The following is a 13573-nucleotide window of genomic DNA, read 5'->3' as shown; positions in this document are numbered from 1 at the left end:
AGCCCTCGTCAGTCAGCGCCCAGCTCCGCCAGCGGGCGTTCCTCGGGCGGCTTACGCCGCCGGCTTCTGCCGTTCCGCTGCCCGGCCACCACGACGGCGAGGCCCACAAGGATGAGCGCCAGTCCGGCGTAGGTGCCTGCCGGCAGTGTCTCGTTCAGGAATACGGCGGCCAGCAGGGCTGCTCCGGGTATTTCCAGCAGGATGATCATGGACACCAGCAGCGGGCTCATTGTGGCCAGCAGATGGTTGAATGCCGTATGTCCCACGAGCTGGGCGCACACGGTGATGGCCAGAATCCCCAGCCAGCCGCCGGCGTCGAACCCGGTCAGGGGCTGGCGGCTGAAGATTGCCAGTACCGCTACCAGGACGGCACACATGCCGTAGCAAAGGGCCGTATAGGTTCCGGTGGTCATGCTCTGGCGGGCCCGGCCTCCTGCCAGGGTGTAGATTCCCGCAAGGAATCCGCCAACCACGGCCAGGAGGTCACCCAGCAGGGCGTCGGGGGAGGTGCCCATGTCGAAGCCTGTGATGGCCACTACGCCGCCGAAGGAGATGCCCAGGCCCAGCAGGACCTGCCAGCGGTGCCGCACGCCGCGGAACAGCTGGATGACGGCGATCCAGGCGGACTGCAGGCAGACGAGGGCCGTGGCGGCAGCCACGGAAGTCAGCTGCAGGGACGTGATGAAGCACGCGAAGTGCAGGGCCAGGGCTACGGCCGCTACGAGCGACCAGCGGAACTCATAACGCGAGATGCTGCCGAACTGGCGCGGCTCACGGATCAGGGTGGGGGCGGCCATGACGGCTGCCGCGATGGCATTGCGCCAGAAGGCTATGGCGAGGGCCGTGACGGTGGTGGCGCCGAGCGTGGCTGCGATGAGCGGTCCTGACGAAGCCACGCCCAGGACACCTAAGGCAGCAATGAAGAGATTCACGTTTCCACAGTAGTGGGGCGGAAAGAATGCCCTGGAACGGCGGCCGCCTTCACAGCAACTGCCGGCATCAGCAAGTGCCGGCGGGGCAAGTGCGGGCAAAGCAAAAGGTCCCGGCCGTTTCCGACCGGGACCTTCCTTATGGTGGAGGCACGGGGACTCGAACCCCGAACCCCCTGCTTGCAAAGCAGGTGCGCTACCAATTGCGCCATGCCCCCATAAGAAGCAACCCGTCAATCATACCCTAGTTCCGGAGCCTGTCTGACCAGCCTCCGCACCGGGTTCCGGGCTATTCAACCTTGTCGGTTGATTCGCTCCAGACTGTTTTCCGGGCTTCGGATTCCTGCACTTTTTTCTTGTAGAGGAGGGCGCCTGCGACCGCAGCTGCAATAACCAGCAACTTCTTCACACGCACCCCGTTCCGGCCTGATTCCAGTGGAATCCGGCCTAAACCTCTACTTGAACCTGTGCAGGTTCCGTGGGCGTACCAGGACTTGAACCTGGGACCTCTTCGTTATCAGCGAAGCGCTCTAACCGCCTGAGCTATACGCCCCGATGCCTCATCGGGCCGAGACAAGACTCTACAGCACATCCCGGCCCGATCTCAAATCGAGGCTTTCCAGCGGGGTTTCCCGCGGAAATACAGGGATTTCAGTCGTCCGTCAGGGTCACGCCGATGCCGCCGACAAGGGTAGCCGAAATGTTGTACAGCACGGCTGACAGCATGGACAGGGCGGTCAGCAGCACCACGTTCACAACGGCGATGATCGTCGCGAACGATGCCACCTGGCCGAGCGAGGCGACCTTCTTCAGTTCAAACCCGCCGCCCTCGGAACCGGCGAGCGTTCCCAGCAGGCTGTCCACCTGGTCAAAGATGCCGGTCAGGTCCAGCACGGTCCACAGCACGATGGCTGCCACGACCGTGACGATGCCGAGCGCGACGGACAGCAGGAATGCCATTTTCAGGACGGACCAGGGGTCAACCTTGCTGACCAGGAGCCGGGCACGGCGCACCTTGGCCTTGGGAGCGGGCTTGACCAGCCCCGGCGCACCCTGCGCGGCCGGGGGCCGCTGTCCGGGGGCTGCCGGGCGCTGTGCCGGCGCGGCCGGCCGCTGGCCCTGCGGAGGCTGCCCTGCGGGCGCCGGGCGCTGACCCGCACCTGCAGGACGCTGGCCGGGCAGGCCCGACGGCGCGGCCGGGCTCTGCTGGGGACGCACCGGGGCGTTCACCCGGGGAGCGGATGCCGGCTGACGCATCCCGCCGGGACCATTACTGCTCGGCTTGGGAAATGAGTCGGAATTGCTCACTCGTTACCTCCGGTGTTGTCTTCGTTCGCCTCAGCATCGCCGGACGTTTCTTCTGCTTCATCGGCCAGTCCTGAAGCCGCCTCTGCGGATTCCTCGTCTGGTCCGGCATCTTCAGCCAACGTTACGTCATCAGCGGCGATAGCCAAGATTTCTGACGCACTCGGTTCATCCGTGTGGTCGGCTTCGGACTCCCGCTCGGCGCTGGCTTCAACTTCGGCTTCGAGGCCCCGTTCGGTGTTTCGGGCAACCTCAATGATTCGGTCGTTCTTGTCCGGCTTCGCGAAAATGACGCCCATTGTGTCGCGGCCCTTGGCGGGGACGCCTGCCACGGATGACCGGACCACCTTGCCGCCGCCCATGACCACCAGGACCTCGTCTTCCTCCTGGACCACCAGGGCGCCCACAAGATCCCCGCGTTCCTCGGCGAGCTTGGCGACCTTGATGCCCAGGCCGCCGCGCCCCTGCAGCCGGTATTCCTCGACGGCGGTGCGCTTGGCGTAGCCGCCTTCCGTCACGATGAAGACGTAGGATCCCTCTGCCACCACGTTCATTGCGAGCAGTTCGTCGTCCTCGCGGAACTTCATGCCGGTCACACCGGATGTGGCGCGGCCCATGGGGCGCAGGGCGTCGTCGGTGGCCGTGAAGCGGATCGACTGGCCCTTGCGGGATACCAGCATGAGGTCATCCGTCTCGGAAACCAGCTGAGCGGAGACCAGTTCGTCCTCGTCCCGGAGGTTGATGGCGATGACGCCGGCCGACCGGTTGGTGTCGTAGTCCTCCAGCCGGGTTTTCTTGACCAGGCCGCGCTTGGTGGCCAGCACCAGGTACGGCGCGTGCTGGTAGTCCTTCAGGTCCAGCACCTGGGCGATGTGCTCGTCCGGCTGGAAGGCCAGCAGGTTTGCCACGTGCTGACCCTTGGTGTCGCGGCCGCCCTCGGCGAGCTCGTAGGCCTTGGCCCGGTACACCCGGCCGAAGTTGGTGAAGAACAGCAGCCAGTGATGGGTAGTGGTGACAAAGAAGTGTTCCACCACATCATCGCCGCGCAGCTGGGCGCCCTTGATGCCCTTGCCGCCGCGCTGCTGCGACCGGTAGTTGTCGCTCCGCGTGCGCTTGACGTAGCCGCCGCGGGTGATGGTGACCACCACTTCCTCTTCGGGAATGAGGTCTTCCATGGACATGTCGCCGTCGTAGCCCATCAGGATCTGGGTGCGGCGGTCGTCGCCGTGCTTGGCCACGATCTCGGCGAGTTCCTCGCTGATGATCGAGCGCTGGCGTTCCTCCGATGCGAGGATCGCGTTGTATTCGGCGATCATCGCTTCGAGCTCGGCGTGGCGGTCCTGGATCTTCTGGCGTTCCAGGGCAGCCAGCCGGCGGAGCTGCATGTCCAGGATGGCGCGGGCCTGGATCTCGTCGATGTCCAGCAGCTGCATCAGGCCATCCCGTGCCGCCTCGGTGGTGCTCGAGGCGCGGATCAGGGCAATGACCTCGTCCAGCATGTCCAATGCCTTGAGGAGCGCACGCAGGATGTGCGCTTCTTCCTCGGCCTTGCGCAGGCGGTAGCGGGTGCGCCGGGCGATGACATCCAGCTGGTGGGTGACCCAGTGCCGGATGAAGGCGTCGAGGCTGAGGGTACGCGGCACTCCGTCCACGATCGCCAGCATGTTCGCGCCGAAGTTTTCCTGCAGCTGGGTGTGCTTGTAGAGGTTGTTCAGCACTACCTTGGCGACGGCGTCGCGCTTCAGGACGATGACCAGGCGCTGGCCGGTACGTCCTGACGTCTCGTCGCGGAGGTCGGCGATGCCCTGGACCTTGCCGTCCTTGACCAGTTCGGCGATCTTGATGGCCAGGTTATCCGGGTTCGCCTGGTAGGGCAGTTCGGTGACCACCAGGCAGGTCCGTCCCTGCAGCTCCTCGACGTTCACCACGGCGCGCATGGTGATGGAGCCGCGGCCGGTGCGGTAGGCGTCCTCGATGCCCTTGTGGCCCAGGATGGTGGCGCCGGTGGGGAAATCCGGTCCCTTGATGCGCTTGAGCAGTTCTTCGAGGAGCTGCTCGCGGCTGGCGGTCGGGTTGGCCAGGTACCACTGGACACCGTCCGCCACCTCGCGGAGGTTGTGCGGCGGGATGTTCGTGGCCATGCCGACGGCGATGCCTGAGGACCCGTTGACCAGCAGGTTGGGGAACCGCGCCGGGAGAATCGTGGGTTCCTGGTTCTTGCCGTCATAGTTGTCCTGGAAGTCGACGGTCTCCTCGTCGATGTCACGGACCATTTCCATGGCGAGCGGTGCCATCTTGGTTTCCGTATACCTCGGGGCAGCAGCGCCGTCGTTGCCGGGTGAGCCGAAGTTGCCCTGGCCCAGGGCCAGCGGGTACCGCATGGTCCAGTCCTGGATCAGGCGCACGAGGGCATCGTAAATCGCCGTGTCGCCGTGCGGGTGGTACTGGCCCATGACCTCGCCCACCACACGGGCGCACTTGTTGAAGGCCCGGTCCGGGCGGTAGCCGCCGTCGAACATCGCGTAGAGCACGCGGCGGTGGACAGGCTTGAGCCCGTCACGGACATCCGGCAGCGCGCGGCCAACGATAACGGCCATCGCGTAGTCGAGGTAGGAGCGCTGCATCTCCGTCTGCAGGTCCACCTGCTCCACGCGGTCGACCAGCACGTCGCCCTCCAGCACCGGCTCCGTGCCGTCCGGTGACTCTGCCGGAACCTCGGGTGTTTCGTCACTCATAGTCTGTATTTTCCGTTTCAGGTATATGTCAGTTCTGGAATATCATGAGCGGAAACCGCTAGATATCGAGGAACCTGACGTCCTTGGCGTTTTGCTGGATGAAGTTTCGGCGCGACTCGACGTCCTCGCCCATCAGCACGGCGAAAATCTGGTCGGCGGCGGCTGCGTCCTCCATGGTCACCTGCAGGAGCGTGCGCCGGTCCGGGTCCATGGTGGTATCCCAGAGTTCGGTGTAGTCCATCTCGCCCAGACCCTTGTACCGCTGGATGCCGTTTTCTTTCGGAATGCGGCGGCCCGCTGCCTGGCCGGAAACCAGGACGGCGTCGCGCTCACGGTCGCTGAAGACGTAGTCGTGCGGTGCGTTGGACCATTTGATCCGGTACAGCGGCGGCTGCGCGAGGTAGACGTAACCGTTCTCGATCAGGGGTCGCATGTAGCGGAACAGCAGCGTCATCAGCAGCGTGGTGATGTGCTGGCCGTCGACGTCGGCATCGGCCATCAGCACGATCTTGTGGTAACGCAGCTTGCTGAGGTCGAAGTCCTCGCCAATGCCCGTGCCGAACGCCGTAATCATGGACTGGACCTCATTGTTGCCCAGCGCCTTGTCCAGGCGTGCCCGCTCGACGTTCAGGATCTTGCCGCGGAGCGGCAGGATGGCCTGCGTTTCGGGGTTGCGCCCGCGCTTGGCGGAACCGCCTGCCGAGTCACCCTCCACCAGGTATACCTCGCACTTGGAGGGATCCTTCGAGGAGCAGTCGGAGAGCTTGCCCGGCATGCCGAAGGACTCCAGCGGGCTCTTCCGGCGCGCGTTGTCACGGGCCTTGCGTGCGGCCATGCGAGCCTGCGCGGCCGAGATGGCTTTCCGGATGACGTCCTTGGCGGGGCCCGGGTTGCGCTCCAGCCAGTCGCCGAGCTGGTCAGTGACCACGCGCTGCACGAAACCCTTGACCTCGGAGTTGCCGAGCTTCGTCTTGGTCTGGCCCTCGAACTGCGGCTCGGACAGCTTCACGGAGATGACGGCCGTCAGGCCTTCGCGGATGTCGTCGCCGGTTAGGTTCTCGTCCTTTTCCTTGATGATGGCCTTCTCGCGCGCATAGCGGTTGATGAGCGAGGTCATCGCGGCGCGGAACCCCTCTTCGTGGGTGCCACCCTCGTGGGTGTTGATGGTGTTGGCGTAGGTGTGGACGCTTTCGGAATACGCCGTGGTCCACTGCATTGCCATCTCGACGGCGATGTGCCGCTCGGTGTCCTCGGTCTCGAAGGCGATGACGTCCTCGTGGACAACATCCACTTTCTTGCTCGAGTTCAGGTGCTTGACGTAGTCAAGGAGACCGTCGTTGTACTGGTACACCACGGTACGGTGCTCTGCGAGGACCTCGCCCTCGGTCAGCACGCCGTCCAGGTCCAGGTCACCGGCCTCGTCCGTGCCGGCCGCAGCCTGGCGTTCGTCCGTCAGGGTGATCTTCAGCCCCTTGTTGAGGAAGGCCATCTGCTGGAAACGCGCCCGGAGCGTCTCAAAGTCGAACACGGTGGATTCGAAAATGCTCGGATCCGGGTAGAAGGTCTGGGTGGTCCCCGTCTCGTCGGTTTCCTCGCCCTGAACCAGGGCGCCTTGGGGCTTGCCGCCGTCGGCAAAGGACATGCGCCAGACGTGGCCCTGCCTGCGGACCTCGGTGTTCACGCGGGTGGAGAGGGCGTTGACCACGGAAATGCCCACGCCGTGGAGGCCACCGGACACGGCGTAGCCGCCACCGCCGAACTTACCGCCGGCGTGCAGGATGGTCATGACCACCTCCACCGTGGGCTTGCCCTCGGTGGGATGGATGTCCACCGGGATGCCGCGGCCGTCATCGGAAACCTTGACGCCGCCGTCTGCCTGCAGGACAACTTCGATGTGCGTGCAGTACCCTGCGAGGGCCTCATCCACTGAGTTGTCCACCACCTCGTAAACAAGGTGGTGCAGGCCGCGCAGACCGGTGGAGCCGATGTACATGCCGGGCCGTTTCCGTACGGCCTCGAGGCCCTCAAGAACGGTGATGTCGCTGGCGCCGTAGCCCCGCGGTGTGGCATCCTCTTCCGGGGAGCCGGACGTCCGGACATCCTCCATTACAGGCTCCACTGCCTCGATATCTGCATTGTCGTTAGCCACAGGCGCTTTCGACTCCTCTTTGTTCGATGATGGCCGGCCTCCGCCGTCCGCCGGGAAAAAGGGCGTCCGCCAAAAGGCACGTCACTGCCAGCGCCAGCTGCGTGATTGCCTGCGGAACCGTTCCCGCGCCGAAAGAGCGCGGGAAAACGGACTCAGTCAACGTTTCACCGGCGCCCAGTTATCTAGAGGAATTCTATCGTGAAACATGGTTGAACCCTGCATTGGCGGGGCGCCGACGCGGCCCGATGTGCCTCTCGCTGGCCATTGGCCCCGCCTGCAAGGCTCCAGCAGTCCCCTTTTTGGACTCCTATACGGCCGACGGCGGTTTGAGCGCCCTGCACGCCGTTCCAGCTTTGTTCCCGGAAGGCGCAATCGGAAGGGGCCACACCCGGCGGATTCAGTCCCGGTAGTCCGCAGTTGTGGCCGTTATCCGTAGGTGTCCCTGGGCCCGCGGCCCATGACCGTACGCCCACCCTTGCGCCAGTTCGGCGCCGCCGGCCCCAGCACCTGGATGCTGGTAACCACGCCGTCACCGAGTTCGGTTCGGAACTTTTCGAGCAGGCTCATGCTGAGCAGCCTGAGCTGCGTCGCCCAGGCCGTCGAGTCGCACCTGACATGGAGCGTGGTGTCGGTAAAGCTTTCCGGCGTGCAGTGCGCGGAGATTTCCGGTCCCACAAGCGCCGGCCATTCGGCCATGACCGAGCCCACGGCTACGGGGGAGGTCCAGCCGCGTTCGGCGACGAGCCGTCCTACGACTTTTCCCAGCCCCAGGGGATCGCGTCCGGTGGAGTGGAACTGGCTGAAGCCCCGCGTTCCCTGGGCTCCGGTGCGTGGTTTTTGGCTGCCGCCGGCCCGCGGCGCTTTCCGGCGTACCTCCCCGCGTGCGGCCGCTGCCTCACGCATCCTGTTCAGGGCCGCTTGGGCCGCATCGATTTCATCGGGATCGCGGCCCGGCTGCAGGCCGCCGTCCTTATCCCTGTTCATCGATTCCTCCCGGGACTACCTTCACCCGCCGGCCCGTAAGCTCGTCCGGAATATCGGCGTCGACGGCGGCGGTCACCAGCACCTGCTCGGCGCCGGCTACTATTGCGGCCAGTTTACGCCGCCGCTGGACATCAAGTTCGGCAAAAACGTCGTCCAGGATGAGGATCGGCGCTGAGCCTCCGGTGCGGGCGTCGTCGAGCATGACGTAGTAGGACGCCAGCCGCAGGGACAGGCACATGGACCACGTTTCGCCGTGCGAGGCGTAGCCCTTGGCCGGGGCCTGCCCCAGCACGAGTTCCAGCTCGTCGCGGTGCGGACCCACCAGTGAGATGCCCCGTTCGAGTTCCCTGCGGCGGGACGCCGCGAAGGCCTGGACGTAGCGTTCGGCGAGCTCATCCACGGACAGCAGCCTGAGATCCTCGGCCGGGGTTCCCGGCCCCAATGGTGCTGCCGAAGAGCTGGCGGGCTCGCCGTCGTCGTCCATCATGTTCTGCAGAGTTGAGCGGTAGACCGCGTCCGCCGTCTTGGAGCCATCGGTGAGCTGGGCGTAGGCATTGTTGAGGTGCGGCCGCAGGCGCTCGACAAGTTCCAGCCGGGCATGGAGGAGCTCCGCTCCGGCGCGTGCCATGTGCTGGTCCCAGACATCGAGGGTGGCCTCGTGGCCGGCCGTGAACTTGCCGGCCCGTCCCGACTTGAGCAGTGCATTACGCTGTTTCAGCACGCGGTCATAGTCGCTGCGAGTGGCGGCGTGCCGGGGAACCAGGCTTACCAGGAGCTCGTCCAGGAAGCGGCGGCGGTTCGACGGATCACCCTTGACGAGCGCCAGGTCCTCCGGGGCGAACAGGACGGTGTGGCAGATGCCCAGCAAGTCCCTCGCCCGGACGGGGTTGCTGCGGTTGATGCGTCCCCGGTTGGCCCGGCCGCCGTTGATCTCCAGCTCCAGGATGGTGGACTGCTCGCCCCGGACCAGCTTTGCCCGGATCAGGGCGCGGTCGGTTCCGAAACGGAGCAAAGGGCCATCAGCACTGACCCGGTGCGAACTGAGGGTCGCCAGGTAACCGATGGCTTCCATCAGGTTGGTTTTGCCGATGCCGTTGGAACCGACCAGGACCGTGACCCCCGGATCGAAACGGAGATCCACCTGGGCATAACTGCGGAAGTCGGTCAGGGACAGGTGTTCTAGGTACACGCGATCTTCAAATTCTCGGGAACCGTCGGTCCGGAAACCGGCCGGGACCCGGACACGGAGTTACTTGGCCGGACGGGTGGCATGCCCGCCGAACTGGTGGCGCAGCGCGGACACCATCTTCATTGCCGGCGAGTTGTCCTCGCGGGAGGCGAAACGGGCAAACAGCGCAGCGGTAATCGCGGGGGCGGGGACCGCATTGGCGATGGCCTCCTCCACGGTCCAGCGGCCTTCGCCGGAGTCCTCGACGTAGTCGTCGATCGAGGCAAGGCCCGGATCCTCATCCAAAGCCTTCACCATGAGGTCCAAAAGCCAGGACCGGACAACGGTCCCCTTCTGCCAGGCGCGGAAAGTGCCGGGAAGATCGGTAACGATTTCCTTGGCGGCGAGGAGTTCGTAGCCTTCCGCGTAGGCCTGCATCAGGCCGTACTCGATGCCGTTGTGCACCATCTTGGCGTAGTGGCCTGCGCCGACGCCGCCCACATGGACGAAGCTGTCCGCGCGGTCGCCTTCGGGACGGAGCGCGTCAAAGACCGGAAGGGCACGTTCGATGTCCTCGGCGGCGCCGCCGGCCATGAGCCCGTAACCGTTCTGAAGGCCCCAGACTCCGCCGGAGACGCCGCAGTCGGCGAACCGGATTCCCTTTTCGGCGAGGGCGGCGGCGTGCTTCTGGTCCTCGGTGAAGCGGGAGTTGCCGCCATCAATCACCATGTCGCCGGGCTGCAGCTTGGCTCCGAGTTCGGTGATGACAGCGTCGGTGATGTCGCCGGCCGGAACCATGACCCAGATAAGGCGTGGCACCGGAAGGGCGGCGATGAGTTCGTCCGTGGAGGCAACATCGGTGACCTCGGGGTTCCGGTCGAAGCCAGTGACCTCAATCCCGCCCTTGCGCAGCCGTTCGCGCATGTTGAAACCCATTTTTCCAAGGCCGATCAGTCCGATATGCACCGTGTGAACTCTTTTCTGCGCGGATGGTGTAGGGATGGCGGTGGCTTAGTTGGGCAGGCGCACGGGCATCACGAGGTAGCGGTAGTCGTCCTGGTCCTCGCCGTCGACGTCGTTCTGCGCGGTGATCATGGCGGGTTTCGGCGCCGTGGTGAAGGAGAAGCGCACAAACTTGGTTTCAATTACGCTGAGGCCCTCAACCAGGTAGTGCGGGTTGAAGGCAACGGTGATGTCGTCGCCCGACAGCTGCGCCTCAAGCTCTTCGGATGCCTGGGCGTCCTCGCCGGTTCCGGCGTCGAGGTGCAGCTGGCCCTGTGTAAACGCGAGCCGGACCGGGGTGTTGCGTTCTGCCACGAGTGAGACGCGGCGGACTGCCTCCACCAGCTCCTGGGTCTGGACGGTGGCGTGGATGGGCGTGGAATCCGGGAAGAGCGAGCGGATCTTAGGGTAGTCGCCGTCGACCAGCAGCGACGTGGTGGTGCGGCCGCCGCTTTCAAAGCCGATGAGCCGGCTGTCGTCGTCGGCAATGGCCAGGTTGATGTCACCGCTGCCGCCCAAGGTCTTGGCAACCTCGTTCAGCGTCTTGGCCTTGACCAGGGCACTGGTGGAAATGCCCGGAGTGACGGGCTTCCAGGGAACTTCCCGCATGGCGAGCCGGTAACGGTCCGTGGCCAGGAGGGTGATGAGGTCGTCCTCGATCTCCATCCGCACGCCGGTGAGGATGGGAAGGGTGTCGTCCTTGCTGGCGGCGATGATCACCTGGGACACAGCCTGGGCGAACGCGTCGCCGGCCACGGTTCCGGTGATGGTGGGCAGCGCGGGCAGCGGCGGGTACTCAGCCTCGGGCATGGTGGCCAGGTGGAAGCTGCTTCGGCGGCAGGTGAGTGTCACCTTGTTGCCGTCGGTTTCGATGTCGACCGGCGCGGAGGGCAAGCTGCGGCAGATGTCCGCCAGGAGCCGGCCGGAGACCAGGATGGTTCCTTCTTCCCTGATGTCGGCAGGAATTTCAAGCCGCGCCGAGGTCTCGTAATCAAAACTGGACAGGCTGACGGTTCCGGATTCGGCCTTGAGGAGGAGGCCGGAGAGCACCGGTACGGGCGGCCGCGGAGACAACGACCGGGCTGTCCATGTGACGGCTTCTGCCAGGACGTCCCGTTCGACTCTGAACTTCACGGAAGGGTGCCGCCTTTCATTGCTGCTGCCATTTTCTGAACGGGAACTCGCAGGGAGCCCACAAGACCGGTGCCCCCATCTCCCTGAACCTGCATGGTCCGTGCATGGCCGACCGCAAACAAACCCAGGGATGGGAGCGCTGCAGACAGCTTAGCCGGAACTACAAGGATTTCCCCATCCCCGCCAGTGCTGCCGGCTCTGCCGGCGGCCGAGTGGCCGGTGCTTTGGCCGGTGCGTGGGGGCGTGGGAAGGAGATTGTTATTTGAGGGACTTCAATTTTTTGGGATTAGTAGTGTTAATAACTGCTGTGGAAACTGTGGATAACCCGGTTTCACGGCTCGGATCCGCGGTTAAGCCCTGTTCATGGGCTGTGGGTTCAGCAGGTTTTAAACAGGCTGTGGATGTTGACAAGATTTTGGCCTGGTTCGGTGATCCACAGACGCCTTAAGGGTTTTAAGCCCATTAACCGCGGTTGTCCCCTTAACTGTCCACAGGGTTATCCACACGCACCTGTTAATAAGGTTAAGAATCTTGGATCAGGAGTCCCGCTGCTGCTGCTTGATCCGGTTGGTGAGCTCGGTGACCTGGTTGTAGATCACACGACGCTCGGCCATGAGTTCACGGATCTTGCGGTCGGCGTGGATCACGGTGGTGTGGTCGCGTCCGCCGAGCTCCTGGCCGATCTTGGGCAACGACATGTCGGTCAGCTCGCGGCACAGGTACATGGCGATCTGGCGCGCGGTCACCAGCGTCCGGGTCCGGGACTTGCTGCAGAGCTCCTCCATGCTGAGCTTGAAGTAGTCCGCCGTCTGCTGCAGGATCTGGCTGGACGTGATTTCCTGGGCGCCGTCGTCGGTGATGAGGTCCTTGAGCACCATCTCCGCGAGGGCCACGTCCACCGGCTGGCGGTTGAGGCTTGCGAATGCCGTGACGCGGATGAGGGCGCCTTCGAGTTCACGGATGTTGCTTGCGATCTTCGAAGCGATGTACTCCAGGGCGTCGTCCGGGGCGGAAAGGCCTTCGCTGAGGGCCTTCTTCCGGAGGATGGCGATGCGGGTTTCCAGTTCGGGCGGCTGGATGTCCGTCAGCAGGCCCCACTCGAAGCGGGACTTCATCCGGTCCTCGAAACCTGCCAGCAGCTTGGGTGGCTGGTCGGAGGTGATGACCACCTGCTTGTTGTTGTTGTGCAGCGAGTTGAATGTGTGGAAGAACTCCTCCAGCGTCCGGTCCTTGCCGGCCAGGAACTGGATGTCATCGATCAGGAGGACGTCGACGTTGCGGTAGGTCGTCTTGAAGCTGGCGCCCTCGTCGTCACGGATCGAGTTGATGAAGTCGTTGGTGAATTCCTCGGAGTTGACGTACCGGACTCGAATTCCGCTGTAGAGGCGCCGGGCGTAGTGGCCGATCGCGTGCAGCAGGTGCGTCTTGCCCAGACCCGAGTCGCCGTAGATGAACAGCGGGTTGTAGGCCTTGGCAGGGGCCTCGGCCACGGCGACGGCGGCGGCATGGGCAAATCGGTTGGAGGATCCGATCACGAAGGTGTCGAAAACGTACTTGGGATTGAGCCGGCCGAATTCGTGCGACGTGCTCGGCAGCATGGGCTGCGGCTTCTGCTCAACGGACGGATCGTTCACGAGGGAAAGCTCGACGGCGGGTTCCGGCTCTTTGTGGATCGGCACCAGATCGGTGTCGACGTCGATGGCGCAGCGGATGTCGTCCGAGAAGACGTTGCGGAGCGCATCATCGAGAGCGTCCTTGACCTGGGTCTGGAGCACTTCCCGGGTCAGTTCGTTTGGCACCGCGACGAGAAGTGTGGAACCGATGAGGCCCTGGGCCTGCGCGAGGATGACAAAGCCGCGTTGCCGCGGCGAAACGCGGTCATCCTGTTCGAGAAGATTCACCACGCGCCGCCAGGAACTTCCGACAGTGTTGGCGTGGTTGGCTTCGTCTACTGTCATCAAATTTGGTTCCTCAAAGCTTGCTGCCTGCATTACATGCAGCCGCAAGCCCGGAACCAGGGTCCTGGCCCGGCTTAATCCACAGGGTTATGCACAGTCCGTGGATAATCGGCTACTGGGACACTCTAGGTGATCAAAAGCCTAGAAGATAGCTGGGAAGTGCCTTGTGGATAATTACACCGTTGTGGTTCGAAAACGGCCGTTGTGAG

At 64.3% G+C, this 13573-nt stretch carries 10 protein-coding genes and 2 tRNA genes; all 12 read right to left on the bottom strand.

The window, feature by feature from the left end:
• Positions 1 to 8: 8 nt before the first annotated feature.
• The gene (locus AC5RWD_RS02975; protein WP_494018613.1) at positions 9 to 932 is read right to left on the bottom strand and encodes a DMT family transporter; all 924 of its coding nucleotides are present in this window, start codon (positions 930 to 932) and stop codon (positions 9 to 11) included.
• A gap of 139 nt (positions 933 to 1071) precedes the next feature.
• A tRNA-Ala gene (locus AC5RWD_RS02970) sits at positions 1072 to 1147 on the bottom strand.
• Positions 1148 to 1218: 71 nt separating this feature from the next.
• Positions 1219 to 1338, bottom strand: a complete 120-nt coding sequence (locus tag AC5RWD_RS02965) for a DLW-39 family protein (RefSeq protein ID WP_223256960.1) — start codon at positions 1336 to 1338, stop codon at positions 1219 to 1221.
• Positions 1339 to 1408: 70 nt separating this feature from the next.
• A tRNA-Ile gene (locus AC5RWD_RS02960) sits at positions 1409 to 1482 on the bottom strand.
• A 98-nt stretch (positions 1483 to 1580) separates the two neighbouring features.
• Entirely contained in the window at positions 1581 to 2237 is a 657-nt protein-coding gene (locus AC5RWD_RS02955; protein WP_494018612.1) for a DUF3566 domain-containing protein, read from the bottom strand.
• Positions 2234 to 4969 carry a DNA gyrase subunit A gene (gene gyrA / locus AC5RWD_RS02950; RefSeq protein ID WP_494018611.1) on the bottom strand — a complete coding sequence of 912 codons (2736 nt, stop codon included), beginning with the start codon at positions 4967 to 4969 and terminating at the stop codon, positions 2234 to 2236. Before gyrA ends, AC5RWD_RS02955 begins: the two co-directional genes overlap by 4 nt.
• 58 nt (positions 4970 to 5027) lie before the next feature.
• Positions 5028 to 7118: a DNA topoisomerase (ATP-hydrolyzing) subunit B gene (gyrB, locus tag AC5RWD_RS02945; RefSeq protein WP_494018610.1), complete on the bottom strand. Its 2091-nt coding sequence runs from the start codon at positions 7116 to 7118 to the stop codon at positions 5028 to 5030.
• Positions 7119 to 7544: 426 nt separating this feature from the next.
• Positions 7545 to 8102, bottom strand: a complete 558-nt coding sequence (locus AC5RWD_RS02940; RefSeq protein ID WP_494018609.1) for a DciA family protein — start codon at positions 8100 to 8102, stop codon at positions 7545 to 7547.
• The gene (gene recF, locus AC5RWD_RS02935; RefSeq protein ID WP_494018608.1) at positions 8089 to 9291 is read right to left on the bottom strand and encodes a DNA replication/repair protein RecF; all 1203 of its coding nucleotides are present in this window, start codon (positions 9289 to 9291) and stop codon (positions 8089 to 8091) included. Before recF ends, AC5RWD_RS02940 begins: the two co-directional genes overlap by 14 nt.
• A 60-nt stretch (positions 9292 to 9351) precedes the next feature.
• Positions 9352 to 10272 (bottom strand): phosphogluconate dehydrogenase (NAD(+)-dependent, decarboxylating), encoded by a 921-nt coding sequence (gnd, locus tag AC5RWD_RS02930; RefSeq protein WP_494018730.1) that lies wholly within the window; start codon positions 10270 to 10272, stop codon positions 9352 to 9354.
• 9 nt (positions 10273 to 10281) lie between these two features.
• Positions 10282 to 11406 carry a DNA polymerase III subunit beta gene (gene dnaN, locus AC5RWD_RS02925; RefSeq protein ID WP_306920122.1) on the bottom strand — a complete coding sequence of 375 codons (1125 nt, stop codon included), beginning with the start codon at positions 11404 to 11406 and terminating at the stop codon, positions 10282 to 10284.
• A 536-nt stretch (positions 11407 to 11942) separates the two neighbouring features.
• Complete coding sequence (gene dnaA / locus AC5RWD_RS02920) at positions 11943 to 13364, bottom strand: chromosomal replication initiator protein DnaA (RefSeq protein WP_494018607.1); 1422 nt, start codon at positions 13362 to 13364, stop codon at positions 11943 to 11945.
• Positions 13365 to 13573 lie beyond the last annotated feature (209 nt).

The sequence above is a fragment of the Arthrobacter sp. CMU6 genome (genome assembly GCF_059090205.1).
Note: the sequence above shows the minus strand (reverse complement) of the source record. Positions and strands in the feature narration are given on the sequence as shown.